Below are 26,489 nucleotides of genomic sequence, written 5' to 3'. Positions count from 1 at the left end.
CTCGCAGCGGCATGATCAACCAGCGGTGATCCACTTATCCAGGCCGCGAGCCTGTTCAGACAACCGGGACCACCTCAGTCATCCGCTAATCACGTCATGCGCATGGGTGGTCTCCACCGCGCGAGAAGAGGCAGTTCGTGACAACCGTACTGGATCGAGCCGCTCTGAAAGCATCGCCCGACCATAGTTTGATTATAGAGAGTGATCATATGCGACCGTTGATCCTGCTATCCGTCTGCTTCCTTGCTTCTGCCTGCGGCGTCGGCGCCAGCGCGCCGACCGTTATAGACGGGAGCAGCGCTGCGACCTTCAATCAGACCTTAGGCGCGGCAAAGGCCGACCTTGGCCCGAAGGATCGCCTCAAATTCGAAGCCGCGCTCTCAGAATTCAAGGCGCGGACATTTGCCAAGGCCAACTCTCGGCAGGAGTATCAGCATCTACTGCGCAAGGGGCTCGACGGTCTGACGGCGCCGCGTGTCGTCGATCAGTTTAACCGCGACGTGGACCGGGTTGGTGGCCAAGCTGCGGATGCCGTGTTTGAGGCCAAGCGAGCGTTGAACCGCAAATAGCTGTTGGCTGATGCCGGACACTGCAATTATCAACCGGTAGATCGCAATCCGCCAGACCGATACCCGGCCATTCGCGCGCCCTTTGCTGATTCCCAACTTCAGACACTCATTCATCTCCGCGTTGACCGCTATCTAGGTCTGATTTTCCGGCATGGACGTCGTAAAGGGGAAGGTCAGCGGACGGTCCGCTTTTGCGCACCTAAATTGCCAAGTTGCCGCTTAATACACGTAGGGTAGTAGCGACACAGATATATCGGCTATGCCGGATATATGGATAATGATTCGGCCATTGCCGCCCTGGGCGCGCTTGCGCAAGGCACCCGCCTAGACGTGTTTCGCCTCTTGGTCCGGTTCGAGCCGACTGGCATGGCGGCGGGCGAGATCGCCCGTCAGCTCGACGTGCCGCAGAACACCATGTCCGCGCATCTCGGAATCCTCGCTCGAGCCGGCATCGTCCGATCCGAGCGGCATAGCCGGTCGATCATCTACCGCGCCGACCTCGACGGTCTGCGGGCGCTTACCCTGTTCCTGATCAAGGACTGCTGCGCCGGCTCGGCTGAGCTGTGCGCGCCGCTCCTCGCCGAACTCTCCCCATGCTGCTGAAAGGACGCGCGATGGCCGTCGACATCGTGATCTACCACAACCCCGCCTGCGGCACGTCGCGCAACACGCTGGCGATGATCCGCAACGCCGGCATCGAGCCGCACGTCGTGGAGTATCTGAAGACCCCGGCCTCCCGCGCCCTACTGGTCGACCTGATCGACCGCGCAGGCATCACGCCCCGGGATCTGCTGCGCGAGAAGGGCACGCCCTACGCTGAGCTCGGTCTCGGTGACCCCTCGCTGACCGACAATGCGCTGCTCGACGCCATGATCGCCCACCCGGTCCTCATCAACCGGCCGCTGGTCGTCTCGCCCTTGGGCGTCAGGCTCTGCCGTCCATCCGAAGCCGTCCTCGATCTGCTGCCCGAGGTGCAGCGGGGCGCGTTCGCCAAGGAGGACGGCGAACAGGTGGTGGATGCCTTCGGGCAGCGCATCGCCTGATGCTCCTCGCCCTCGCCATCTTCGCCGTCACGATCGCGCTCGTCATCTCGCAACCTCGAGGTCTCGGCATCGGATGGAGCGCGCTAGGCGGCGCGGCCGTGGCGCTGCTCGTGGGGGTGGTCTCGCTTTCCGACGTCCCGGTGGTGTGGGGCATCGTCTGGAACGCGACCGCGACGTTCGTCGCGATCATTATCGTCAGCCTGCTGCTGGACGAAGCCGGGTTCTTCGAATGGGCGGCGCTGCACGTCGCCCGCTGGGGCGGCGGGCACGGTCGACGGCTGTTCGTCCTGATCGTCCTCCTCGGCGCGGCCGTTTCGGCGCTGTTCGCCAACGACGGCGCGGCGCTGATCCTGACTCCAATCGTCATCGCGATGCTTCGGGCGCTCGGCTACCGTGACAGGGCGACGCTCGCGTTCGTCATGGCGGCCGGATTCGTGGCGGACACGGCCAGCCTGCCGCTGATCGTCTCCAACCTGGTCAACATCGTGTCGGCCGACTTCTTCCGCATCGGCTTCGCCGACTACGCGTCCGTGATGGTGCCGGTGGATCTCGCGTCGATCGCCGCGACGCTGGTCGTGCTGCTGCTGTCCTTCCGCCGTGACGTGCCGACCGGCTACGACGTGGCGCAGCTGCGCGCGCCAGCCGACGCGATCCGCGATCGGGCCACGTTCCGGGCCGGCTGGGTCGTCCTCGCCGCCCTCCTGACCGGCTTCTTCCTGCTCGAACCCATCGGCGTCCCGGTCAGCGCGGTCGCCGCTGCCGGCGCGGTCCTGCTGCTCGTCGTCGCCGCACGCGGCGACGTCATCGAGACCCGCAAGGTCCTGCGCGGAGCGCCGTGGCAGGTGGTGATCTTCTCGCTGGGCATGTATCTGGTCGTCTACGGCCTGCGGAACGCCGGCCTGACCGATCACCTCGCCGGTCTCCTCGATCGCGCCGCCCAGGGCGGCGTCTGGGGCGCGGCGTTCGGCACCGGCATCATCGCCGCGCTGCTGTCGTCCGTGATGAACAACATGCCGACGGTCCTAGTCGGCGCGCTGTCGATCGACGCGACTCATGCAACGGGCACGGTCAAGGAAGCGATGATCTACGCCAACGTGATTGGCTGCGACCTCGGCCCCAAGATCACGCCGATTGGCTCGCTCGCGACGCTGCTGTGGCTGCACGTCCTCGGGCAGAAGGGCATCCGGATCGGTTGGGGCTACTACTTCAGGATCGGCGCGACCCTGACCGTCCCGGTGCTGCTGGTTACGCTCGCCGCGCTGGCGCTGCGGCTCGGTGCCGCCTGATGCCGCGGAATCGAAGAGACTCTACAGGACACACCCGCTGATGCCCCTACGCACGCTCTCCGACCCCGACCACCTGCCCGCGCTCGATCGGCGCTTCGCTCTCGATCGGCCAGCCGTCGGGCTGGGTGCGGGAGATTCAGCCCCGCGCATCCTGCTGCTCTACGGCTCCCTGCGGGAGCGGTCGTATTCCCGGCTGTGCGTTGAGGAGGCGGCGCGCCTGCTGCGGTTCTTCGGTGCCGAGACGCGCATCTTTGACCCCTCGACCCTGCCGCTGCCCGACCAGGTGGCCGGCGACGACCATCCGGCCGTCCACGAACTGCGCGAACTATCGATGTGGTCGGAGGGGCATGTGTGGTGCAGCCCCGAGCGGCATGGCCAGATCACCGGCATTATGAAGCTGCAGGTCGATCACCTGCCGCTGTCGATGGGCGGAATGCGCCCGACGCAGGGTCGCACCCTTGCCGTCATGCAGGTGTCAGCAGGGTCGCAGTCGTTCAACAGCGTAAATACCCTGCGCGTACTCGGCCGCTGGATGCGGATGGTGACCATCCCCAACCAGTCCAGCGTCGCCAAGGCGTTCGAGGAGTTCGATGACGCCGGCCGGATGAAGCCGTCCAGCTACTACGATCGCATCGTCGACGTGATGGAGGAACTGGTCCGCTTCACGATCCTGCTGCGACCGCACGCGGCCCAACTGGTCGACCGGTATTCGGAGCGGAAGGACGCTGGCGTCCCGATCAACGTGGCGACCGACCTGTCGAGCATCGCGACGGCACCGCAGAAACCTGGCTGACTGAATTGCACCTCTTGGCTCGGCTCTTATAATCAAGACGACTGCTCGTGAGCATCGACAGGTGGCCAGATCCTTGGCCGCCAGGACCCACAACTGGACGCTCAGCTTGCCATTCCCGCCTCCCAACTTCGGACGTCCGTTCATCTTAATATTCTGACCCACTTCCACCCGCCAAGGTATGAGTGGTGGTAAGTGGCATTTCCTAGAGCGCTAGGGAACCTCGAATGCGGTCAGTATAGGGTACGGTTCCGCCGATCCTGATCCGCACTGGTCGGCTAACCGGGCGAGCGCCTGTCGCGCTGATATCATTCCTGCAATGTTGGCATCCTGTCCGAGATGGGCATGGTGGTGGTCTCCAGCACGATCGCGGTGGGCGAGATCGGCCATGCCTTGATGCAACCGGTGCGCTGACAGGTGATGGAGGCCTTGCTCTCACTCGTGCTTTCCCCCGCTTTGCGGACGATCTTGCGTGGTGGACGCAAGCTGGCTGCGCCCAGCGAGAGCGGCTCGCACCGCCCTATTGAGGCGGACGACGGACTGGCGTCCTCTTATTAGCACCGAACGCCGGATCGCGCTCGGTGCCACTCGTCCGTTCATCCCTTCGCTGCCGCTGCGGCAAGCTCCTCGAGGTCGAGATCATGTTCGAGATCGTGAAGCGTTTCGTCATCGATACGACCGGCACGGTGCAGGCGGACCAATTCGGCGCGGCCGGCTGTGACTGCGGCGATGATGACATCGAAATGGCTAGCGATCGCTGCGTTGCGCTCCTCCGCCGTACCGTCGAAGGCATCCGCTGCTGTGGCACGGGTCCGATAGCGACGCAGGAGCTGTGGATGGATGACCGTACCATCGGCCGCCACGGCCTCGCGCTCAACGAGGGCCAACTGCGCCTGGAACAGCATCATCTCGGCCGCGTGCAAATCGAGCGGCGGTCGCGCGCTGGCGTCATCGTGGGGCTTCACGGTCCGGATGACCCAGCCCAGCGACGTGCCCTGCACCAAGACGGTGACTAGGATCACCGCAAAGGCAGTGACAAGCATTAGATCCCGCCCTGGCATCGCCTCGGGCAAAGAGAGTGCGACCGCCAGCGTCACCACACCGCGCATCCCTGCCCAACTCATCACCACCGCCGCACGCGCGCCGAGCGGTTGCTGTCGCGTCCAACCGATGCGCCGAACGGCCGAGACGCCGGCGTCGACGCCGAAAATCCATAGGAACCGCGCGACGACAACTGCCAGGACGATGAGCAGCACGAGCTGCGCCATCGTATCCACGACCACGCCGAGCCCGCCGACCCGGTCCAGCAACCCTCGCAACGACAGACCGATGAGCAGAAAGACAGCGGCTTCGAGAAGAAACACGAGCACCTGCCAAAACGCCAGCGCTCGGATACGGACGCGCGCGTCGAAGACGACGTGTTGATACCAGCCACAGGTCAGGCCCGCGGTAACGACGGCAATGACGCCGGAGACGTGCAGCAGTTCGCCACCGATATAGGCGCTCCAACACACCAGCACGGTCGCTGCAACCATCAGCGTATCATCGCCAAGCCGGCGAAGCAGAACTACCCAAAGCCCGCCGATCGCCGCGCCTACCGCGATGCCACCCACTACCAGTACAAGGAAGGTTCCCGTCGCCGCACCCATATCGAAGCTGCCGGTCAGCACCGCCGCCACTGCGAACCGGAACAGGACCAGCCCGGCAGCGTCGTTCAGCAGACTTTCGCCCTCGAGCAACGTCGTCAGCCGGCGTGGCAATCTGACCCGCTGCAACACGGCACGGGCGGATACGGCATCGGGCGGTGACAGGATCGCGCCAAGCGCAACGCAGGCGGCCCAGGGTAGCTGCGGCATCAGCAACCGAGTCACGATCGCCACAATCGCAGTCGTAAAGAAGACAGCGCCGACTGCCAGCGAAAGAATGCCGGCCATGTGACGCCGGAACGGGGCAACGGCGGTGAACCATGCGCCGTCCATCAGGAGGGGCGGGAGAAACAGGACAAGGACCAGTTCCGGATCGATCGCGATCCCGTGCGCACCGGGCACGAAGGCGACCGCACACCCGCCGACGATCAGCGCAGCTGCCGGCGGTAGCGACAGGCGCCGGGCCAGATAGTGAAGCGCCAGTACTACCAGGAACATCAGGATGATCAGCTCGAAGTTCGCCGCTGGATGCACAAAGCCGCCCTTCTTTCCTGCTCGTCCGGTCGTCCTGCAATCTGTCCCGAACATCGTCAATGCCACCGGAAAGCGTAACCTGGCGCGGCTGCTCTGGCCGAGGCCGTTACCCGGCGATTGCCGTCGCTACGGTGGCCAGGCTAATGTTGGTGCTCAAAGGGGACAGCGCTCATGGAAACGATCGGCCGTGACCTGCGGGAGATGCAGAGGGTTCCGCTGCAGCCTGCCCACATTGCCGCGATCCGGGCGGCGGGGACACGCACCCATTATCGCAAGGGGACGATGCTGGCTGAAATCGGCGCTCCGGCCGACCGCTTCGTGTTTGTGGAAGATGGGGAGATCGAGGTCGTCAACCCGTTCACGGGCGATCGGCTGGTGCCCTCAACGCTGGGCCCCACCCAGTTTATGAGCGAAATATCGCTCCTGTCGGGAGGCACGTGGTCGCTACCAATGCGAGCAGCAAGCGACACGGACGTTGTCGAAGTACCGCGATCCGAGATGCTTCGGCTGATGGCGGAAATACCGGAGCTGTCTGACATCGTCATCACGGTCTTGGCGGCACGCCGTCGGCGGCAGCTGGAAGCCGGCGACGGCATGCTGGTGTTGGTTGGCGAGGCGGAGGACAAAGCGGTCAGGAAGGTGGCCGAGTTCGCCGCCCGCAATCGTCTGCCCTATCGTTCCTACGCGCTTGGCAGCGCCGAGGCCGCCCATGTCGCCAGCAGTTGCGGAACCGCGCCGCGTGAGCCCGTCGTGGTTTTCGGCCGCGACCTGGTGGTGAGCGATCCGACGCCGGAGAAAGTGGCACGGCTACTCGGACTCGATCAGGACGTTCCCGAAGACGAGGCATTTGATGTGCTGATCGTTGGAGCCGGCCCCGCCGGCGTGTCAGCCGGCGTCTACGCGGGAGCCGAAGGATTGCGCGCACTCGTGGTCGACGAGACCGCCATCGGGGGCCAGGCGGGCACCTCCAGCCGTATAGAGAATTACATGGGCTTTCCCACCGGCATCTCCGGTGCCGATCTCGTATGGCGCGGCGAGGTGCAGGCGATGAAATTCGGCACGCGCTTTGTCATGCCCCGGCGGATCGAAACATTGGATCAGCTCGACGACGGTGCCTACTGTGCAACCTTCGCCAATGGTCAGCGCGTTCGCGCCACATGCGTGGTAGTCGCCACCGGGGTCCAGTACAGACGCCTGCCGATCGCGCGTCTGGCCGAGTTCGAGGGCGCGGGCATTTACTATGCCGCGACGGAAAATGAGGCGCGTTTCTGTCGGGATACGGAAGTGTTGGTCATTGGCGGCGGTAATTCGGCTGGACAGGCGGCGATGTTCCTCAGCCGAACAGCGCGGCACGTTCGCCTGCTGGTACGTGGCGATACCCTGGCCTCGTCCATGTCTAATTACCTGTCCAGCAGGCTTGAGGCAGACCCCGCAATCACTATCGAATACGGCGCCCATGCCGTTGAGCTTCATGGCAGGGACAGTCTGGAGGCAGTGACGATCCGCAATGCAGACGGCGACCGCACCGTGGCGAGTTGCGCTGTCTTTGTGATGGTCGGCGCGGCACCCAATACGGGCTGGCTCTCCGAACTGGTCGCTCTCGACGGCAAGGGCTTCGTGCTAACAGGTGAAGCGGCCGGGGCTACGTCTCCTTTCGCCACGTCGTGTGCAGGCATTTATGCCGTCGGCGACGTTCGCGCTGGGTCGGTGAAACGCGTGGCGTCTTCGGTCGGAGAAGGATCAGTCGTTATCTCAAACGTATGGGAGCATGTGCGCGACTTGAACCGTTCCTAATAGGAAATCGCTGTGCCTTTCTGACCGCCATTCAGCAACTTGGAGCGCGTTTCCCAAAAACCAAATTCACATTTGTTCAGATTGCTTGGAGCCAATCACAAATACCCACAGCACATCCTCTAAAGCCGAAAGATCGCCTCGCAGTCCGGAGATCTGATTGAAATTGGACCACTATTCCCTCTGCCCGTCGAGCCTCAAAATCCTCTAGCTCGGCAGCGGCCCGGCCTTACGGTAGCTTTCGATTAAAGCATCAAAAACGGACACGTCAGACCTGCTTCGTGCCAGGATCTGCGCGCCAGCAACCGCACCGTAGATCGCGTGGGCTCTGGCACCCACGCTTTCGGCATCCCCCAATCCTGCGGCGGCGAGCTGACGGCTCAGCCATGCGACATTGACATCGGCGAAGGCCTGGACCTCCTTTAGGACCGGCGCGGGAAGACCATCATGCTCCGCCGCCATGAAGCTGCTCAGGCACATTCGGTTGCCACGCTCCAGAGATGCCCGAAAGATGCCAGGGTATTGCCGCAACGCTTCCGCAGGCGACTTGGCCTTTTCTGAGATCGCCTCGAGATCGCGGGCGATGTCCTCCCAGTAGCGACGGGCGACCGCCTCTCCGAGCAGCGCCTTGTTGGCGAAGTAATAATTGATGCTGGCCGCTTTGATGCCAACCGTCGTCGCCAGATCGCGAAAATTGATACCGCCATAACCGCGAGCCATCGCCGCCTCACGCGCCGCCAGCAGGATCGCTTCCCGAGCATTTCCCTTGATCGTCGCCATTATCGAACCTCCACCTGCCATATGGCAGGCAGGGGTTGACATCGCAAGTCCGTGACGGCAGTCATCTGCCTGTCATCTGCCTGTCATCTGGCAGGCAGGTGACTGATACGATATAAGCGAGACATCTGATGGCCGACAAGCTGACGCTCTTCACCTCTCCCTCAGCCTTCCCCAATCCACAGCGGCTACGCATCTTCATGCATGAGAAGGGCATCGCCGACCGCTTCGCCGAAACGGTGTACGACATGTCGCCCGTAGGCGAGCAACGCGGGTGGCCGCACCTAAAGATGAATCCCTGGGGCGAGACGCCGACGCTGGCGCTGGCCGACGGCACGTTTCTGAGCGAAACCTCCGCCATCGCACGCTACCTCGACGACAGCTTCGAGGGCCGCAAGGTCATGGGCGAAACGGCCCACGAGCGTGGGCTCGACCAGATGTGGGACAACCGGGTCTGGGTGCACATCCTCTACCCGATCGTCACCGCATTCCATGTGCTTCACCAGGGTCTCGGTCCCAAGTTGGAGCTGACGCACAACCCCGCCTGGGGCGAGCATTCGCGCAAGGTGGCGCTGGCGCATGCGGCGCTGGTCGACCGACACCTCTCGGACGGGCGCCCCTGGCTGCTGAGCGGAGACGAGCCGACGTTCTCGGACATCACGTTGGCGACGGCGATTGCCTTCTCGAAGTTCCCAATCAACGCCACCCCGCTAGATGAACGCTTCGAGTTTCTCGACGCGTTCTGGCGGCGCTGGCAAACCCGGCCGACCTTCCTGGCCGCTTATGCCGATGGTCAGAGTGGTGTTCCGGAACTCGACGCTCGCGCCTGAACTGACGATCTAGCGACAGCGGGTCGTCGCGGAGCATGCCCGTCGACGACCCGCGTTCCTCCCGAAGCTGTTCAGGCAATGGCGGACGGCATAGCGCCAGCGATCATCAACGCCAGCGAGCCTGTGGACAGCGAGCGCGCGCCGTAGCGACCCCCGCGTCAGGACGTGCAGGTAAGCTGATTAAGGCGTTGGGGGTTTAATTCGCGGCTTCGAAAGCGACCAAATTACGAAGGTCCGATGGCTTCCCTATCAGAAACCCCTGAACCTGATCGCACCCCCATTGCCGCAGTATAGACAGCTGATCTTCGGTTTCCACCCCTTCGGCTACAATGACGAGCCCCAAGCTTTTTCCTAGCCCGATCGTCGCCTTGACGATTGATGCCGACGACGGGTTGTTGTGCATGGTAGCCACAAAGCTCCGATCGATCTTGATCTTGTCGAAAGTGAATTCCCTAAGGTTGCTGAGTGAGGAGTGCCCTGTTCCAAAGTCGTCCATGACGACCTTTGCGCCGGATTTTCGCAGGTCTCGGAGGGTCGCAAGGACGTTGTCCCGTTGGAAACCAAGGAGCGTTGCGCTCTCGGTAACTTCTAGTTCCAGTCGGTCGAACGCGACCTGCCAACTCCGTGCCGCATCGTAGATTTCAGCCGCAAGGCCGACGGAACGAAACTGAATTGCCGACAGGTTCACTGCTAGTGACACCTTCGGATCCCAGGTCGATGCAGTACGAAGCGCGTGATCGATTATCCATGAGCCAATAGTGCCGATAAGTCCGCTGGACTCGGCGATGGGTATGAAAACGTCCGGCGGTATCTCGCCTAGGCTTGGGTGGTGCCAGCGAAGTAGCGCCTCATACGCGACGATCTCGAGCGAGACCGCGTCGGCGATCGGCTGGAAAACCAGACGGAACTCGTTCGAAGAGATCGCATTCTCAAGGTCTCTCGAGAGCCGCACGCGCCGGCTCTCCTCTTCCTTTAGATCCACGTTGTAGATGCGGGCCGTGTTCCTGCCGTCTGCCTTAGCACGATACAATGCAAGATCCGCAAGCTCGTGCAATTCGTCTCCCGTCTGACCCGGTTCGGAAATGGCTACTCCGATACTCATTTTGATCGCTACACCTTCGTCAGACGGCGCAGACGCCATCTTGAAGATGCGCGAGATCAGTGCTTCCGTGGACGCTGGTTGTGATCGCGCTACCTGAATGACAGCAAATTCGTCACCGCCGATACGCGCGACCAAGTCATCGCCGCGGACGCACGAAGTCAGTAGTTTTGCGGTTCGCTTTAGCACCCGGTCTCCGCCCGCATGACCCAGTCGATCGTTGATCGCCTTGAACGCGTCCAGATCGACGGCGAACACCGCTACGACGTCGCCTGTGCGGACGCTGCGAGCGAGTTCGTGAGCAAGACGGTTCTCGAATAGAAGGCGGTTCGCGAGCCCGGTCAGCATGTCATGGTTGGCCAGGAACTCGGCGCGGTGCTCGGCGGTCCGACGGCTCTCGACAGCCTTACGGTATTCATGCAGTCCACGCGCGAGATCGCCGAGCTCGTCGGCCCGCTCAAGTCCAGGTACGTCCCCGTCACGTTCGCCCGTCCGGAAATCTCGCAGTCGCGCCGCCATGATTGTGATGGGCAAAACCAGCTTCCGACGAAGCCAGATGGTCATGCTGAATATGATGGCTACGATGCCGAGCCCACCGAGAAGCACCGATATGATATCTCGCCGGCTCTCACGGCGATTCTTGTCCGCCGCCCTCGCAATCGCCGACGTCAGTGCCTGTCGCGCCTGACTACGGCTCACTTCCAAGGAGGTCAGCGCGCTCAGAAATCGTGGCATGGCCGCTTTGATGTCAGAGGGTCTAAGCCGGCTCGTTTCAATCAACTGGTCGGAAGCCGTGGCAAATACAGTTGCGGCCGCCTGCCCCTCATGAGCCCATCCCGCTTTCGATCTACGATTGTTTGATTGGCCCCTTTGAATGGATTCCAGTTTGAACTGCGCGATCCGCTTATGCAGGTCCTTCCACCATGCATCGGGTACCCTCACCCCATGTTCGGCATCCCGGGTCAGGCGGCCAACATCTTGACGCAGCTCCCGTTGTGCTTGATCCAGCCGATCCTCTCGCCCCAACGCTTCGCTCAACAACGTAATGTTTAGGTCGGCCTGATGGATCTTGTTGCCAACCGAGAGGCCGACAGCCAGCACCGCTAGAGCCATGACGATGACAGAGGTGCAAGCTATAGATACGCGGGCCGATATCGATAGTCGCACAGGCTTCTCCCCCGAAACTCGTTTGACGTTAAAGCGTTACCTTATGGTTAGGAATCGTAGCCGTGCTCGCTGCACGCTTTTTCGAGCTAGAGACCCTAGGCGAACCGACAGCCGAGCTGGGTAAGGCCAGAGAGGCCGCTAGGCGCGGTTCAAGTTGAGGAAGACCCATAAAGCGACATTCAGAGCGAGCTTACCCTCTCTCAACTCCGGTCCTTCGTTCACCTCGGCAAAGCAGATGGTGTGGGGGTTTTAGCTGAGGCGGCTGAACCGCACGGGGCGGTCGATCTGCGTTGTTCAATCTAGCGGCATCGCACGGCTTTCGCCGTTCTCCAACTTGTCGCGCTGCTTGACGAATCAAGCTCTGATCGCGACGGAAGGACATGCCGTCCGAGACGACGTTGAATGCTAAGAACCTCGCCGCCCTTGGAGCCGAACGCTTGGCGGAGCTGTTGCTCGATGTAACCGCCGGTGACGCGGTGGCCAAGCGCAGGTTGCGGCTCGAGCTGGCGAGCTGCGGAGGCGGTGACGTCACGAGCGAGATCCGCAAACGGCTGATCTCCATCGCTAAGTCGCGCTCGTTCGTCGACTGGCGCAAGGTTAAGGAACTCGCTCGCGACCTCGAGGCGCAGCGCGAGGCCATCGCAGTCCACGTCACGGCGACGAACCCCGATCAGGCGTTCGACCTTCTTTGGCGCATGCTGGAGATGGCACCCTCGCTCTACGAGCGGTGCGATGATAGCAACGGCACGATCGGCAGTATCATCGCAGATGCGCGGGAAGATCTCGGCGCTATCGCCGTTGAAGCCCGACAGCCAGTGGGCGCCTTGGCAAATCGGGTGTTCGCGGCTGTCTGCGCGAACGACTATGGCCAGTTCGACGACCTGATCAGCCTGACAGCGCAGGCGCTTGGGGCTGATGGGCTGAGCCGGCTCAAGGCGCAGTTCGAGGAGTTGGAGGCGAACGCACCCACGGGCGCAGGCGGCGAACGCAGGGTAATCGGTTTGAGTACGCGCGCGCCGATCTACCAAGACGATTACGAGCGCGGTTATCGTGGACGTCTTGTCCGCTCGGCGATGACCGAGATCGCCGATGCGCTCGGCGACGTCGATGGGTTCGTGCGCCGCTATTCGGAAGCAGAGCGGGCCAACCCCGCGATTGCGGCAGCGATTGCGGAGCGGCTGCTGGCCGCCGATCGCAGCCAGGAGGCACTAGTGACGCTTGACGAAGCGGACAGTGCCTTCCGACAGGGCGGCTACTGGCCCAACTGGCAGCGTGTGCGGATCGAGGTGCTCGACGCACTAGGGCGCTCCAGCGACGCCCAGGAAGAACGCTGGCAGGCGTTCGAGCGCGGTCTCGATGCGGGATACCTCCGGGCGCACCTCAAACGGCTGCCGGACTTCGACGACATAGAAGCAGAGGAGCGGGCGCTCGGCGTTGTCTCACGCCATCCATCCGTTCACCAAGCACTCGCCTTCCTGATCGACTGGCCCGCTCTCGACCGTGCCGCCAGCCTCATCATGACGCGGATCGACGAACTTGATGGCAACGATTATGGTCTGCTAACCCCGGCAGCCGACGCGCTTGAGCAGCGACATCCGCTCGCTGCTACGCTTGTGCTCAGGGCGATGATCGATCTGTCGCTAGATGCCGCCAAGTACAAGCGCTACGGCCACGCCGCCCGACATCTCCAGACTTGCGAGCATCTTGCCCGGCGCATCGACAATTTTGCGGGGCATTCAACCCACGCTAATTATGTGGAAGACCTCAAACGGCGTCACCCACGAAAAAGCGGTTTCTGGGATGCATGACCGAACCGTGCAACGCGGGCATGACGCCGCGCCAGCACGAACAAAAACTGACCAGGCCACGTTGACCCACAAGCAGACGTCCCCGCCCCCTTCCCAGCTTCGGCCGCTCGTTCATCCCGGGGTTACGACCGCTTTGGGAGCCTGACCCTGCGAACTGGAATGTCGTGACAGGGCAATAGTTTAAGGAGCAGGCTGTCCAGGTCGAAGTTTTGTGCGCGATGAGCTTCCGACGGCTTTTGCGAGAGGCTCACGCACGGGATGAGCGGCGACGCTACGTCGAACCGTAGGTGCCAATCCGGATTCCTCGTTCCACAGAACCAGGATTGTAGCGATCGGTGCGGCGGTGAGGATCAGCAGGAAAAGGCTATCAGCCATTCGTTGGGCTGTAGCGGCTGCGAGAAGCCACCGTTGGGCTGCATCGACGGGCTAGGTCGCGTCGAGCGCCTGCCGGCTTTCCTAGGGTGAAACGGGCGGTCCGCGGTCGCTCGGTGGGCAGACGGCCTGATCTGCGACCGATCATAGGCGGCGCGTGCTTCCTTCTTCCCCAAAACGGAATACGCCTCGTTGATCTCTTTCGCACGAGCAGAGACATCCGTACCATGATTGGCATCGGGGTGATATTGACGGAGAAGCGCTTTCCACGCGGCGTGAATAGTTTCGCGACTTGCCGTCGAGCGCACACCTAAAACAGAATAATAGTCGGGTGAGAGAGCCATCTAACTGTTACTTGCGGCGAAAACGCGAAAAAGGAAGGTCCGCCTAGGCAACTGCCAGCGGCTCAGGCGCTAACGTCGCGAAAAAAAGGCGTTCAAGCCTTATAATTCCATCCTGGCTGAGCTGAATGTATCCCAAATTACTGACCGGGATTTCTACGAGGCCACGATGAACTAGAGCTTTTAACCATCGATCCATAGATTGTTCTGGAAGATTAATTAATTTTGCAACTTGTGAAGCTGTCACCACACGACCTTCCGCCTCTGCCAGATACATGTGAAGTAGAATCAGGCCCACATGATCGCTAAAAAGATCTTTTCCTAACTCGATGAGCCGCGCGTCATAAACATGCTTGACCCGAAGGGCTGCTTTCCAAAGCCGTGACGGTGACGGTTCCTGCCTCCCGTCAATCCAAGACAATGTCGTTATCAAACGTCCTTCGTCGCCGAACTTGGATACCAACAGATCCGCTTTTATAAGGCTGCCATCGGGACGTACATATGCTTTGCGCAGATGGGTGGGAGCGGCCTTATCTATCAGCCCCGTAAGCATTTTACTGCTTCTGGAGAGATCAGCAGGAGCGGTAATAGCTTTGTATGATATACCAATTAACCGATCAGGCCTGCGCTGAACTAGTCGACAGAACCCGTCATCAAAATCTAGAATGATCCCTGCCATGCTGGATACACAATGAGCGACGGGCATTCAGCGCCTTTCGAATAATTTAAGTTAATTTTCTCAAGGTTTGCGGGATCGGCTTACTTCGTATGCTTGGCACGTGACTGCTACCGGTTGTTACCCCCCCATCTAGCACAACTAAAAGACGATCGAAAACGCACAAAGATGCTGGGGTTCGATGCTGTTGGCAATCGACCGCGGTGAGACCCTTTGCCGCTTGCGTCAAAGCGTGGGCGGAGGTGAACGCTCAGGTGCTCGGTAGCGTGAGAAACTCAGCGTTTGCCGTGAGCGAGCGATTGGTTTAACTACCACTCGCTGGGTCGGAGTTTCACGTGAGCCATATTAGTACGGCAGTCGAGTATGCACTCCATACCCTGCTCTACATCATTGACTTGCCTGACGACGCAGCGGCGCCAAGTTCCAAGGATCTGGCTACGCTGCGCGCACTGCCAGTGAAGTTCATGGCAGGCGTGACGACCAAGCTTAACAAGGCGGGGATAGTCGTCGCGACCGAGGGTATGCGGGGCGGCATTCGCCTCGCCCGATCGGCTGAAGAAATATCGTTTTATGACGTCGTGGTCGCAGTCGACGGCCAAAAAGCGCTCTTCGACTGCCGCAATGTTAGGCATGCATGCCCCTTGTACGGTCAAACGCCCCCTGCCTGGGCGACGTCCGGCGTATGCGGGATCCACGCCGTGATGCTGGAAGCCGACGCGCGGATGAAGGATGTTCTGAAAGCGAGAACACTTCGCGACATGGCTGATCATGCCGCCACGCGGGTTCCCGCGGAGTTTCGGGAAGAAACCCGAATATGGCTGGAAAACAGATCTCAAACGAGGCGGCGAACATCGAGTTCGCCAGAGGGCATCGCGAAATCTGCTGAGATGACGGAGGTAAAAATATGCCAGAAGTGAAAGCCCGTTTGCAGCAGCTGGCCTTGATCGAGCAAGCCGCCCAGAACGCCGTTTATGTTGCTGATCAATGCAATGAGCTTTTGATTGGTATTCGAGCGGATGAATGCCTTCAGACTGTTCGTGATCGCATCGCTGAAATTTCCGAGCAAGGCCGACTGTAGATAGGCGTTTTGATGCTACTTTGGCTTGAAGACCCATACCCGGACATTCGACCACCCTTCCCCACTTCCCAACTTCAGACACTCATTCATCTTCGCGCGGACCGCTATCAACGTCCGATTTTCCAGCATGAAACGTCGTGATGCAGAGGAGATGGAACCGTCTGCTTACGGAAGGACAGATGACGATCGTTAGCCGCGTGTCTGAACCAGACGGCGCACCTGCGATTGACAAGTGCTGCACGGCATGGCTGATTACAGGCATGGGGATCGCGATCTCCCCACGAGGCGTCAGCTGAAGAATCGCGTCCAGCTCAACATGCCAAGGACGCGTCATGCCTGCTCACAACGCTATTACTCCAGATAAGCTATCCCGCCTCGTTGCGCTGCCTGGATCTCCGCGCATCATCGACCTTCGCGATACCCCGCCCGAAGCAATACCCGGCTCTCTTTTCCGCGTTGATGACGATCCGAGCCGCTGGATCGATGACAGTGGGCGTACCATGGTTGTCGTGGACGCAGATGGCAGAGGCAAAGCCGTGTCGGCTGCAGCGATCTTGCGAAGCGATGGCAAACCGGCCGAAGTGCTCGAAGGCGGGTTTGCCGCCTGGACGGCGGCCAGATTGCCGACGGTATCACTGGCTCATTTGCCGGAACGTCACGCAGACGGGCGAACCTGGTGGGTCACCCGCGCCCGACCCAAAGTCGATCGTATCGCTTGCCCGTGGTTGATCCGCCGCTTCGTCGATCCGGACGCGCGCTTCCTGTTCGTAGCACCGGGGGAAGTGTTGGCCGTTGCCGAACAGCAGAGCGCCGAGCCCTTCGACGTTGTCGATGAGGGCGTGTTCTGGAGCCATCGCGGCGAACGCTGCACCTTCGACATGATGGTGGAGGCCTTTGGCCTTGGCATGCATGAACCACTGGTAAGGCTGGCATCGATCGTCCGCGGTGCGGATACCGATCGCCCCGACGTAGCGCCGGAAGCCGCTGGCCTGCTGGCGATCTCGCTCGGCCTATCCCGCATCTACAGCGACGATCACGAACAGCTCGAAGCCGGCATGACGATCTATGACGCGCTTTACCGCTGGTGCCGCGACGCACAGAGCGAAAAGCATAATTGGACATCACACCAGCCTGCGCGCGCCAAGGTGCAGCTATGAGCGCGGCGACGATGGAAGCCGCTTTGCCAGCCCGCCCCGAACCGGTGACGCTTCGTCAGGCTTTCTGGGTCTGGTTGCGCATTGCCATGCTGTCGTTCGGAGGCCCGGCCGGACAGATTGCCGTGATGCACCGCATCCTCGTCGATGAGAAACGGTGGATTGGCGAGCAGCGGTTCCTGCATGCGCTGAACTACTGCATGCTGTTGCCGGGACCGGAAGCGCAGCAGCTTGCCACGTACATCGGCTGGCTGATGCACAAGACGAAGGGCGGTATCGTTGCCGGTGTCCTGTTCGTCATTCCCGGCGCATTCGCGATCATGGCGCTAAGCTGGGTCTACGTCCTCTATGGACGGGTCGGCATCGTCTCCGCGCTATTCTTCGGCCTGAAAGCGACGGTTCTGGCCGTCGTGCTACAAGCGGTGGTTCGGATCGGCGGACGCGCGTTGAAATCAACGGCTTCCCGGTTACTTGCCGCTCTCGCGTTCATCCTGATCTTCTTTCTTGGCGCGCCGTTTCCCCTCATCGTGCTCGGCGCCGGCCTGATCGGATGGTGGTCCGGTCGCCAGGGCCATACGGCGTTTCGAGGCGGCGGACATGGCGCGTCCAAGGGGGCGACCGTCGCCGATGCCGATACGCTGCTTGGCGAAGACTTGCCCGCACATGCCCGGCCGACTTGGCGAGAGACAGTACGGACCGCACTGGTCTGGCTTGCCTTATGGCTGCTGCCGGTGGCGGCGTTGCTCATCGCACTCGGCCCCGACGACGTGTTCAGCCGCATCGCGACCTTCTTCTCGACAATGGCAATGGTGACGTTTGGCGGGGCCTATGCGGTCCTCGCCTATGTCGCGCAGCAGGCTGTCGAGAACTATGGCTGGCTCGGGCTGAAAGAGATGCTCGATGGGCTCGGCATGGCAGAGACCACGCCGGGGCCGCTGATCATGGTCCTGCAGTTTGTCGGCTTCCTGGGCGCCTACCGCGCGCCGGGTACGCTCTCGCCGCTGTTGGCGGGGACGCTGGGCGGGCTTCTCGCGACGTGGGTGACGTTCGTACCCTGCTTCCTTTGGATCTTCCTTGGCGCCCCCTTTATCGAACGCCTGCGCGGAAACGCCGCGGTCGCCGCTGCCCTGTCAGCGATTACCGCCGCGGTGGTCGGTGTGGTCCTGAACCTCGCGGTCTGGTTCGCGCTGCACACCTTGTTTCGCGAGACGGCGGTAGTGGCGATTGGGCCTGTGCTCTTCGATGCGCCGATACTTGCCAGCATCGATCCGTGGGCAGCGTCGCTCGCCGTAGGGGCGGCGGTGGCAGTGTTCGTTCTGCGCGCTAACGTTATCGTCACGCTGCTTGCGACCTCGGCTGCCGGGATCGTCCTTCACTTTCTCGGTCTGGTCGCCTGAAAGCGCTTCGCTTGAGAATGGCAAATGTTGATCGGGTACGCCGGCAATCAACTTGATTACGTTGGAGAAATCGAACTCTTTTCGGTCATCACCACGCTGGACGCATCCCCCCCTAGGGGATAGGATGTTCTATGACGTCTCTTTCAGATCTCCTCGCGCAAGGCACGACGCACGCCTGGCTGTTCGTTCCCACAGCGATCCTGCTGGGCGCGCTTCACGGGCTCGAACCCGGCCATTCCAAAACAATGATGGCGGCTTTCATCATTGCGGTGCGCGGCACGGTGAAGCAGGCAGTGTTGCTTGGCCTTTGTGCGACGCTCTCCCATACGGCCATCGTATGGGTGATCGCGCTAGGCGGAATGTACCTCTGGCGCGGCCTCGCTCCTGAGACGATTGAACCCTATTTGCAGGTTGCGTCGGCCGCCATCATTATCGGCATGGGCGGGTGGATGCTGTGGCGAACGCGTCACGAGCAAAGCTTGTCTGCCCTGAACGATCACGATCATTGTCATGCCGATCACGGGCATGATACCTCAACTCGGATCGACACCGGCCACGGCATCTTGCGACTGGACGTTTTCGAGGACGGCGTGCCGCCCCGGTTCCGCCTCACAACCGAGCGTGGCGATACTTGGCCTGCTAGTGACGTGGCGATTGAAACGGAACGTCCTGACGGCACCCGCCATGCCTACAGCTTTACACAACAAGCGGGCTATCTGGAGTCTCGCGAAGAGATACCGGAGCCTCACGAGTTCATCGCGCGCCTTGGCCTGGCGCATGGTGGCCACGCGCACAGCTACGATGTCGCGTTCACCGAACACGATCACGGGCATAACCATATTCACGAAGAGCTAGCCGGCCTGAACGAGACCGCCGGCTATCAAGACGCGCACGAGCTCGCGCATGCCAATGACATCCGCCGGCGCTTTTCGGACCGCGAAGTTACGACCGCCCAGATCGTCATCTTCGGATTAACCGGAGGACTTATCCCCTGCCCGGGAGCTATTACGGTCCTGTTGCTTTGCCTGCAGTTGAAGGCGTTCACGCTGGGCGCCGCGTTGGTGCTATGCTTCAGTATCGGGCTTGCGCTGACGATGGTTACGTCGGGCGTGATCGCCGCCATGAGCGTGAAGCACGTATCCAAGCGGTTTAATGGGTTTGGCGAGATCGTCCGCAAGGCGCCCTATATCTCAGGGGCCGTTATTATGGTGATCGGGCTGTACCTCGGTATTAGCGGATGGATGCACCTGCCAACGCCCTGAACTTTGGATCGGAACTACCGTGAGCCATGCTTCTAACCCCGATCTACTCAACCGCCTCAAGCGGGCGCAGGGCCATCTGGCGACGATCATCAAGATGATTGAGGAAAGCCGCGACGGCCTTGAAACAGCACAGCAGCTCCAGGCCGTTGTGAGCGCACTCGACAAAACGAAGACGCTTCTCGTGGCCGACCATATCGAGCATCATCTGGAAGACGTCGTAGGACCTTTGTCACGTGAGGCTCGACAGAAGCTGTCACGCCTCACCGACCTTGCAAAGTATTTATAAGGTAAACAGCTGTAACGTAAATCAAATCTTATATCTCCTGCGCGTACCGCACGACAGCAATGGGATGAGACGGGCATGGGAACCGAGGGCGGATATGACGATGACCGCCTTCAAGCGCTCGGGTCCGATCTCGAAGGCTGCTTTGGCAACGAGATCGACGATATCAGTCCGGATATGACTCGTCTCATGCTGATACTGAGTCATGTTCCACCTGTGAGGCCGGACGCACAAAGACATGCAGGTTCGAAAAACGACTTAGACAAGTCGGCCTTGGCACTATCCGCCCCAGCAAAATCATTACCCAAGCTGCACTTAGCGATACATAAATGGGTCGGCCGTCTACCAAATCCCAGGTTTGGCAAGGTGGAATAGAGCCGACTGCTGATTCGATCAGGTTGTGACCCGCATGTTATGCGTACGACAAATCCTTAATGACCAAGACGACATGACGTAAAACGTTTTTGGTTTTCGCGGATTTAATGATTTCTTGTTCGGGTAATGCAACGATTGGAACTAGAGACATACACCATCGTTACTTACCCGTCATAAAGACAGGGAGAGTAGTATGTCTGATTATCGAAGCGGTGAGCCGATCCGGGAAAAGCGCCGTAGCGGTGGAGCGACGATCGCAATTGTGCTGGTTGTGATCGCCGTGATCGTTGGCCTTCTGTTCGCCACGGGCTTTTGGAGCGCGAACGTTACCAAGGACGGCGCGCTACCACAGGTTTCGGTCAAGGGAGGCGCGCTGCCCAAGGTCGACATGGATTCGAAGGAAGTCGTCGTTGGAACCTCGAAGACCAAGGTGGAAGTGCCAAAGGTCGAGACTGAAACAAAGACGATCGACGTCCCGACGGTTGGCGTTAAGGACAACGGCGAGAAGTAAAGGCTAGCTACTTTATGGCCCTGCCTTCGGGCAGGGCCTTATCAAGATACTTACCTATTATTCAACAAAGCACATCCACCGGTCAGCCGCCCACCCCCCGTTCTCGCGCCCAAACGACTGCCGCGCTGCGGCGGTTCACGCCGATTTTGCCGTACAGCCGCGCGACGTGGTTGCGGACGGTGTTTCGAGAAAGCCCTAGCTTTTCGGCGATAGCGCTGTCCTCAAGCCCTTGGCATATCAACTCGAGCACTTCGCGTTCGCGTGGGCTGATCTCCGCTGTCGATAAGTTGGCCGGATTTTCCCCTCGCGGATTTCGCAGCGTGGCCAGCTTGTCCATGATCGAGCGGCTGAGCCAGTTGGCATCCTTCATCACCGCCTCGATGGCCTCGACCAGTTCCAACTCCCCGCGTCTGCGTGCGGAGATGTCCTGATAGAGCCAGAGGACGCATTCATCGCTGCGAACGCTGATGCGTTCGGCGGAGGCGATGCAGTCGACTGGGTTGCCGTCCTTTCGAATGACTCGAACATCGTGACCGCGAAACCCGCCACGCCGACGTATCTCATCTTCGAGACCCTGGCGTTGCTCGCCGTCGTTCCAAAGCTGCAGATCGTCTGCCACCCGGCCTATCGCGTCGTGCCCTGAATATCCCGTGAGACGTCGGAATGCGTCGTTGACGTTTATGATCCGGTGATCCTCACCGGTCGTGATCACCATCGCGACAGGCGCCATGTCGAACACTGTGGCGAAGTGGCGTTCGTTCGTCTCAAGCGCGCGTTCCGCGCGACGCCGGGGTTCGAGATCGGCGAACGTGAATAGCAGACACGGATCGTTCCCGACCTCGATTGGCTGACCGGCGAGAATGACAAGCTTCGTGTCACCGCCCGCTAGAGGCAGTTCGGCCTCTACCTGCGGCACCACGGCACCAGCTGCGACACATTCCCGAACAAAGTCGCGGCGATCGACCTGGGAAAACAGATCGACCTCGAACAAAGTGCGTCCGACCAGATCACCCCGCCCATACCCGCTCAAGTCGATGAAGCCCTGGTTTATCCGGACGTAGCGTTGGTCAGATACACGCACGATAAGGGCTGGTGCAGGGTTCGCTTGAAACATGGCCTCGAACCGATCTTCGGCATCGAAGCGTTCGGATACGTCGTGAATGACGAGCGCCAGGCAGTCGGGTTCGCCCCCGTCGTCATCCATTGCGACGTCGCGAACCTGGTGGACCCAACGCGGCGTATTTGTGCCCAGCGGCGCGACTTCGACGATCAGATCGGGGAAAGCCTCTCCCGCCAAGAGCCGCATCAGCGGATACTCGCGGTGGGTAAGGCGACGATGGTCGCGGTAGCGCAGGCAGAAGCGCTGGACATACTGCTCCGCGGTCTCGCCCAGTTCCTCCACCTTGGCAATGCCGTGCATCGTCAGCGCAGCAGCGTTCGCGCCAAGAATGATCCCCGCCGGGTCCATCAGGATGACGCCTTCGAGCAGGCTCTCCATCAACTGCTCGAGATGGTGGATTGATGGGCTCGGGATAGTGCTGTGAGTGGCCGATCTCTGAGTGAAGCGCGGCGAGGGCTTGCAAGTTCCACCTGATGTATCAGTTATGCACCAGCGGGGTTGATGCAGGAGTACTATGTCTCGGCGTGGTAAAAATGGAAAAACCGGAACATTGCTTTGGGGATACGGTTAATCGCCGCACACTGGTCAAAAGGGAGGCTGCAACATGAACCTTATCATTCTTCTCGTCGTCGGCGGCATCATTGGCTGGGTAGCCAGTATGATCATGCGGACCGATGGACAGCAGGGCGTTATTCTCAACGTCGTTGTTGGCATCGTCGGCGCACTGCTTGCCGGTTTCATCATCACCCCGCTTATCGGCGGTGCCTCGATCATGGACGGCGCGATCAACATCCAGTCGATCCTGATCTCACTGGTCGGTGCCATCGTTCTGCTCGCGATCGTGAACCTTGTTCGTCGCGGTTCTGTCCGCTGACTGACTATGCGGCGGGCTCTGTTCGGCCCGCCGCATCATTCGGTGGCGCGCGGCGAAGCCGGCATCATCTCCCAGGAGAAACATCATGAAGCACTTTATCATCGGCATGGGCGCCGCAGCCCTGCTTACGACCGGCGCAATGGCGCAAACGGGTCATGCCGGATCCCACAACCCAGCGGTCAAGGACAACTCGGTCGGCCACGTCGCCGCACCGGCGGACGGTCGCAATTCGTTCACCGAGGCGCAGGCACGTGGTCGGATGGCCAAGGCCGGCTACTCGGGCGTGTCGAAGCTGGCGAAGGACGACAACGGCGTCTGGCAGGGGACTGCAATGCACCGCGGCAAGAAGGTTCATGTCGGTCTGGACTACAAAGGCAACGTCACGAGCCGCTGAATAACGATACTAGGAGAGATACTATGACGAAGACCATCACGCGACTGTTCGACAGCTATTCCGACGCGAACAATGCGGTAAGCGAGCTCGAACGCCTGGGCATACCGCGCGACGATCTCAGCATCATGGCTAACAAGCGTGATCACGGAGATCATGACGGCACCACCGGCATCGACGACGTCAACGATGATGGCGACGTGTCGCGCGGTGCCTCGACTGGTGCGGTTCTAGGTGGCGTCGGCGGTTTGCTCGCCGGTCTTGGCCTGCTTGCAATCCCGGGCCTAGGTCCGATCGTCGCGGCTGGCTGGCTCGCTTCCACGGCAGTCGGCGCCGGCATCGGCGCAGCGGGCGGCGCCGCAACGGGTGGGATCGTTGGCGCCTTGAAGGAAGCCGGCCACACGGATGAGGAAGCAAACGTCTATTCGGAAGGCGTACGTCGCGGCGGTACCCTTGTCAGCGCGCGTGTCGACGATACGCTCGCGATGGAGGCAGAAGCCGTCTTGCAGCGCAACAAGTCGGTGGACGCTGCCGAGCGCGGTTCGGCGTATCGTCAGTCCGGCTGGAACGGGTTCGACGACAAGGCTCCTGCCTACACCGACGACGAGGTCGTGACCGAGCGCAACCGGTACGGCACCACGCCGAGGATCTGATTGAGTGGGCGGCCCGTCCCTTGAAGGGGCCGCCCCTTCTTTAATGCGCCAAACACGTCACGCAATCTGCAGTCCGATGAACGCCCACGCGTGAACCGCCGCATGTCGACTGCTCCCGACCGAGCAGTCGTAAGACAACGGCCTGAGGCGACATTCTTAATCCAAAAGGGGTAGCCGCGAGGGGAGCTTGCTGAAGCCTCTGATGAAAGCGCACCGGTGACCGTAGGGAATACGCCAACTACTGTTCGACGAGCCCATGGGACATGGAAGTCGCATCGCGCGATTGACGTGACGGCGCCCTGGATCATCGCCTCGATCGTCACGTTTGCACTTTACGCGGGTCGATCGGTCCTGCTGCCCATCATCCTTGCCATTCTGCTGTCTTTCCTGCTGGCGCCGATCGTCGCCGGCTTCCGCCGATTGCGCGTGCCCCGAGCCCCGGCCGTACTCCTTGCGATACTGATGGCACTGGGCACGATCGGCGTGACTAGCGCCATCCTCGTTAGTCAGGCAGCGACGCTGACGAAGGACGCGCCTGCGTACGCGGAGCGTATCACTGCGAAAGCGGCCGTAGTCCGCATCGCACTCCACGACCGCTTTGGCTCGATACTGCAGACGAATGGGGGCGGTAGCCGCCAGAACGCCCAAAATGCGCGCCGAGCAGGCACAGCGTCCATGGCCCGGCCGCGAGACGACGCCGCGATCCCCGTGGAGATCCGGGCACCGCCAGCAAGCGCGATGGACGAGATCCGCAGCTATGTCTTACCTGCGCTGGCACCTGTTGAAACGACGCTGATCGTTCTCATCGTTGCGATCTTCATCCTTTTTCAGAAGGAGGATCTACGTGATCGTCTGATCCGCCTTATGGGTACTGCCGATCTCCACCGGACGACTGTAGCGCTCGATGAGGGCGCAAAGCGGCTCAGTCGATATTTCCTATCGCAGTTCGTCGTCAATGTCGGGTTCGGCGCTGTGATCTGGGGCGGTCTGTTCCTAATCGGCGTACCATCGCCAGGTCTTTGGGGCGTGTTGGCAGGACTACTTCGTTTCATTCCCTATGTGGGCGTGCTGGTTGCAGGGGTCGGCCCCCTGGCATTGGCTGCGGCCGTCGACCCAGGCTGGCTGATGGTCGGCTATGTCGCCTTGCTGTTCCTGATCGTGGAGCCCCTCGTCGGCTATGTGGTCGAGCCCCTGCTCTACGGCCACTCAACTGGCCTCTCACCGGTGTCAGTCGTCGTCGCGGCACTGTTCTGGACGTGGATCTGGGGACCGCTCGGTCTGGTGCTATCGATGCCGCTAACGCTGATGCTCGTCGTGCTCGGTCGTTACATTCCGGCTTTCGAAATCTTCGACGTCGTGTTCGGCGACCGCCCCCCGCTCTCGCCGGCCGAGACCTTCTACCAACGCGTGCTCGCAGGTCATCCCGAAGAGGCCATCGAGCAAGCCGAAACTCATCTCGATACGCTGTCGCTCGCTGCCTATTATGACGAGGTCATACTTGGCGGCCTGCGGCTTGCAGTTGCCGATGTCGACCGTGGTGCCGTGGAACGCACCGCGCTTCGGGCTATATGCGAGACCACACTCGAAGTGCTGGAGGCGTTAGAGCACCACCCTGACCCGGTGGCCACCTCTAGCCTTTCTGATGGGATCGACGCTCCCGTATGGCGCGGATCCGAGATCGCCAACGGCGGAAATGGTAGCGTCGTGTTGTGCGTGCCGGGACGCGGCCCACTGGACGCGGCGGTGGCGCGAATGGCGGCACAATTACTGCGCCGCTGTGGATACCAAGTGCAGGAACAGCAGCGCATGAACGGGCGGGATGGCACAGTCACCCCTGTAGCGGCCAAGGCAAACTTCATCTGCATCCTTGGCCTGTTTGATGATCGGAGCTTCCGACGAATGCAGCCGGTGATTGCGAAGCTGGAAACCGAGACCACCGGTGCGACCATTATGGTAGGCGTTGTGCGGGTCGAAGGTCAGGTCATACAACAGGCGGAAAGAGATTTTGTCGCGTCGATCGGCGCCCTTTGCAGCGCGATTAGTACTAGGGGGTGAGCATCTGTCGGGTAGTCACAATGGTGTCCCATAGGGCAACGTAATGGATGACCAGACTTGGAAGGCCAAAATCTTAGACTTGTAACGTTGACTGCGGTATTTAACGTGGAACTGATAGCAGCAACAACCATTTAATCCATTCGTTACTCAGTAGACAGGGGACTTTACATGAAGAAGGCATTCGTTATCGCGATGGCGGCGGGGCTCGTCTCGCTGTCCGCATGCAACTCCAGCCCAACCGAGCAGGCAGCCGATAATATCGAGTCCAACACGGAGGCCGTTGCGGACAATCTGGAAGACGCCGCAGATAACGTCGGCAACGACGCCGCAGAAGCCAGCCTCGAGAACAAGGCCGACGCCGTCCGGGCAACTGGCCAGGATCAGGCCGAGGACATGCGGACGAACGATCCCGACACGAACCTGTCGAACGGTATTTAGTTTAGCGAGACAGAACGGGCCGCTCCCAAGCACAGCTCGAACTGGGAGGGCATCCGAGGCAACTTGGGTGCCCTTTTGCTATCTATCGTAGCGCGAAACCCCATGAGATCGCAACGGCGACTGCTCATCGACCCTTTGCCTCCGACCAAAGTATCGCAGTTACTCGGCT

Annotated in this window: 26 protein-coding genes; 20 read left to right on the top strand and 6 right to left on the bottom strand. The window is 60.9% G+C overall.

The genetic code is table 11. The annotated features are described in order from the left end of the window. Positions 1–137 precede the first annotated feature (137 nt). The 5 genes from O6W96_RS18815 to arsH all read left to right on the top strand — a co-directional run bounded on the left by O6W96_RS18815 (position 138) and on the right by arsH (position 3,691). Complete coding sequence (locus O6W96_RS18815) at positions 138–569, top strand: hypothetical protein (protein ID WP_353470943.1); 432 nt, start codon at positions 138–140, stop codon at positions 567–569. A gap of 270 nt (positions 570–839) precedes the next feature. Next, complete coding sequence (locus tag O6W96_RS18810; protein ID WP_353470941.1) at positions 840–1,172, top strand: ArsR/SmtB family transcription factor; 333 nt, start codon at positions 840–842, stop codon at positions 1,170–1,172. 11 nt (positions 1,173–1,183) lie between these two features. Then, the gene (gene arsC / locus O6W96_RS18805; RefSeq protein WP_353470940.1) at positions 1,184–1,612 is read left to right on the top strand and encodes an arsenate reductase (glutaredoxin); all 429 of its coding nucleotides are present in this window, start codon (positions 1,184–1,186) and stop codon (positions 1,610–1,612) included. Next, positions 1,612–2,898, top strand: a complete 1,287-nt coding sequence (locus O6W96_RS18800) for an arsenic transporter (protein ID WP_353470939.1) — start codon at positions 1,612–1,614, stop codon at positions 2,896–2,898. The genes arsC and O6W96_RS18800 overlap by 1 nt, the downstream gene beginning before the upstream one ends. 40 nt (positions 2,899–2,938) lie before the next feature. Continuing rightward, the gene (gene arsH / locus O6W96_RS18795; RefSeq protein WP_353470938.1) at positions 2,939–3,691 is read left to right on the top strand and encodes an arsenical resistance protein ArsH; all 753 of its coding nucleotides are present in this window, start codon (positions 2,939–2,941) and stop codon (positions 3,689–3,691) included. Between the two features lie 593 nt (positions 3,692–4,284). Here the strand turns inward: arsH and O6W96_RS18790 are convergent. Continuing rightward, the gene (locus O6W96_RS18790) at positions 4,285–5,868 is read right to left on the bottom strand and encodes a Na+/H+ antiporter (protein ID WP_353470937.1); all 1,584 of its coding nucleotides are present in this window, start codon (positions 5,866–5,868) and stop codon (positions 4,285–4,287) included. A gap of 171 nt (positions 5,869–6,039) precedes the next feature. On the opposite strand from O6W96_RS18790, the gene O6W96_RS18785 reads away from it, so the two are divergent. After that, positions 6,040–7,662, top strand: coding sequence for an FAD-dependent oxidoreductase (locus O6W96_RS18785; RefSeq protein ID WP_353470936.1), 1,623 nt, complete (start codon positions 6,040–6,042; stop codon positions 7,660–7,662). A gap of 204 nt (positions 7,663–7,866) precedes the next feature. Here O6W96_RS18785 and O6W96_RS18780 read toward each other — a convergent pair whose 3' ends face one another. Then, on the bottom strand, positions 7,867–8,439 hold the full coding sequence (locus tag O6W96_RS18780) for a TetR/AcrR family transcriptional regulator (RefSeq protein WP_353470935.1): 573 nt from the start codon (positions 8,437–8,439) through the stop codon (positions 7,867–7,869). A 128-nt stretch (positions 8,440–8,567) separates the two neighbouring features. Between O6W96_RS18780 and O6W96_RS18775 the strand changes: the two genes are divergently transcribed. Further along, complete coding sequence (locus tag O6W96_RS18775; RefSeq protein WP_056485357.1) at positions 8,568–9,266, top strand: glutathione S-transferase family protein; 699 nt, start codon at positions 8,568–8,570, stop codon at positions 9,264–9,266. 196 nt (positions 9,267–9,462) lie between these two features. Here O6W96_RS18775 and O6W96_RS18770 read toward each other — a convergent pair whose 3' ends face one another. Then, the gene (locus tag O6W96_RS18770; protein ID WP_353470934.1) at positions 9,463–11,478 is read right to left on the bottom strand and encodes a putative bifunctional diguanylate cyclase/phosphodiesterase; all 2,016 of its coding nucleotides are present in this window, start codon (positions 11,476–11,478) and stop codon (positions 9,463–9,465) included. 434 nt (positions 11,479–11,912) lie between these two features. On the opposite strand from O6W96_RS18770, the gene O6W96_RS18765 reads away from it, so the two are divergent. After that, entirely contained in the window at positions 11,913–13,340 is a 1,428-nt protein-coding gene (locus O6W96_RS18765; RefSeq protein ID WP_353470933.1) for a DUF6880 family protein, read from the top strand. A 350-nt stretch (positions 13,341–13,690) separates the two neighbouring features. On the opposite strand, the gene O6W96_RS18760 is transcribed toward O6W96_RS18765, so the two are convergent. Both O6W96_RS18760 and O6W96_RS18755 read right to left on the bottom strand, forming a co-directional pair. Then, a complete protein-coding gene (locus O6W96_RS18760; RefSeq protein WP_353470932.1) occupies positions 13,691–14,056 on the bottom strand; it encodes a DnaJ domain-containing protein in 366 nt (121 codons plus the stop codon). 43 nt (positions 14,057–14,099) lie between these two features. After that, positions 14,100–14,732, bottom strand: coding sequence for a PAS domain S-box protein (locus tag O6W96_RS18755; protein ID WP_353470931.1), 633 nt, complete (start codon positions 14,730–14,732; stop codon positions 14,100–14,102). 332 nt (positions 14,733–15,064) lie between these two features. Here O6W96_RS18755 and O6W96_RS18750 point away from each other — a divergent pair, with 332 nt between their 5' ends. From O6W96_RS18750 to O6W96_RS18720, 7 genes are all read left to right on the top strand, one after another. After that, on the top strand, positions 15,065–15,646 hold the full coding sequence (locus tag O6W96_RS18750; RefSeq protein ID WP_353470930.1) for an RrF2 family transcriptional regulator: 582 nt from the start codon (positions 15,065–15,067) through the stop codon (positions 15,644–15,646). Further along, positions 15,634–15,807: a hypothetical protein gene (locus O6W96_RS18745; RefSeq protein WP_353470929.1), complete on the top strand. Its 174-nt coding sequence runs from the start codon at positions 15,634–15,636 to the stop codon at positions 15,805–15,807. The genes O6W96_RS18750 and O6W96_RS18745 overlap by 13 nt, the downstream gene beginning before the upstream one ends. Positions 15,808–16,139: 332 nt before the next feature. Beyond that, entirely contained in the window at positions 16,140–16,964 is an 825-nt protein-coding gene (locus O6W96_RS18740; protein WP_353470928.1) for a sulfurtransferase/chromate resistance protein, read from the top strand. Beyond that, positions 16,961–18,358 carry a chromate efflux transporter gene (chrA, locus tag O6W96_RS18735; RefSeq protein ID WP_353470927.1) on the top strand — a complete coding sequence of 466 codons (1,398 nt, stop codon included), beginning with the start codon at positions 16,961–16,963 and terminating at the stop codon, positions 18,356–18,358. The genes O6W96_RS18740 and chrA overlap by 4 nt, the downstream gene beginning before the upstream one ends. A gap of 131 nt (positions 18,359–18,489) precedes the next feature. Next, positions 18,490–19,620: a nickel/cobalt efflux transporter gene (locus tag O6W96_RS18730; RefSeq protein WP_353470926.1), complete on the top strand. Its 1,131-nt coding sequence runs from the start codon at positions 18,490–18,492 to the stop codon at positions 19,618–19,620. Between the two features lie 19 nt (positions 19,621–19,639). Then, entirely contained in the window at positions 19,640–19,906 is a 267-nt protein-coding gene (locus tag O6W96_RS18725) for a metal-sensing transcriptional repressor (RefSeq protein ID WP_333996523.1), read from the top strand. 565 nt (positions 19,907–20,471) lie between these two features. Next, positions 20,472–20,789 carry a hypothetical protein gene (locus O6W96_RS18720; protein WP_353470925.1) on the top strand — a complete coding sequence of 106 codons (318 nt, stop codon included), beginning with the start codon at positions 20,472–20,474 and terminating at the stop codon, positions 20,787–20,789. Between the two features lie 82 nt (positions 20,790–20,871). Here O6W96_RS18720 and O6W96_RS18715 read toward each other — a convergent pair whose 3' ends face one another. Further along, on the bottom strand, positions 20,872–22,287 hold the full coding sequence (locus O6W96_RS18715; RefSeq protein ID WP_435372247.1) for a PAS domain S-box protein: 1,416 nt from the start codon (positions 22,285–22,287) through the stop codon (positions 20,872–20,874). 226 nt (positions 22,288–22,513) lie between these two features. On the opposite strand from O6W96_RS18715, the gene O6W96_RS18710 reads away from it, so the two are divergent. The 5 genes from O6W96_RS18710 (at position 22,514) to O6W96_RS18690 (ending at position 26,320) form a co-directional block, all read left to right on the top strand. Beyond that, positions 22,514–22,783 carry a GlsB/YeaQ/YmgE family stress response membrane protein gene (locus O6W96_RS18710; protein ID WP_353470924.1) on the top strand — a complete coding sequence of 90 codons (270 nt, stop codon included), beginning with the start codon at positions 22,514–22,516 and terminating at the stop codon, positions 22,781–22,783. Positions 22,784–22,868: 85 nt separating this feature from the next. Next, complete coding sequence (locus O6W96_RS18705) at positions 22,869–23,177, top strand: hypothetical protein (protein WP_353470923.1); 309 nt, start codon at positions 22,869–22,871, stop codon at positions 23,175–23,177. A gap of 23 nt (positions 23,178–23,200) precedes the next feature. Continuing rightward, on the top strand, positions 23,201–23,827 hold the full coding sequence (locus O6W96_RS18700; protein WP_353470922.1) for a general stress protein: 627 nt from the start codon (positions 23,201–23,203) through the stop codon (positions 23,825–23,827). Between the two features lie 288 nt (positions 23,828–24,115). Beyond that, positions 24,116–25,882, top strand: coding sequence for an AI-2E family transporter (locus O6W96_RS18695; protein ID WP_353470921.1), 1,767 nt, complete (start codon positions 24,116–24,118; stop codon positions 25,880–25,882). Positions 25,883–26,050: 168 nt separating this feature from the next. Further along, entirely contained in the window at positions 26,051–26,320 is a 270-nt protein-coding gene (locus O6W96_RS18690) for a hypothetical protein (protein ID WP_353470920.1), read from the top strand. Positions 26,321–26,489: the final 169 nt, after the last annotated feature.

The organism is Sphingomonas faeni (genome assembly GCF_040407495.1).
Taxonomy (GTDB): domain Bacteria; phylum Pseudomonadota; class Alphaproteobacteria; order Sphingomonadales; family Sphingomonadaceae; genus Sphingomonas; species Sphingomonas faeni_D.
Note: the sequence above shows the minus strand (reverse complement) of the source record. Positions and strands in the feature narration are given on the sequence as shown.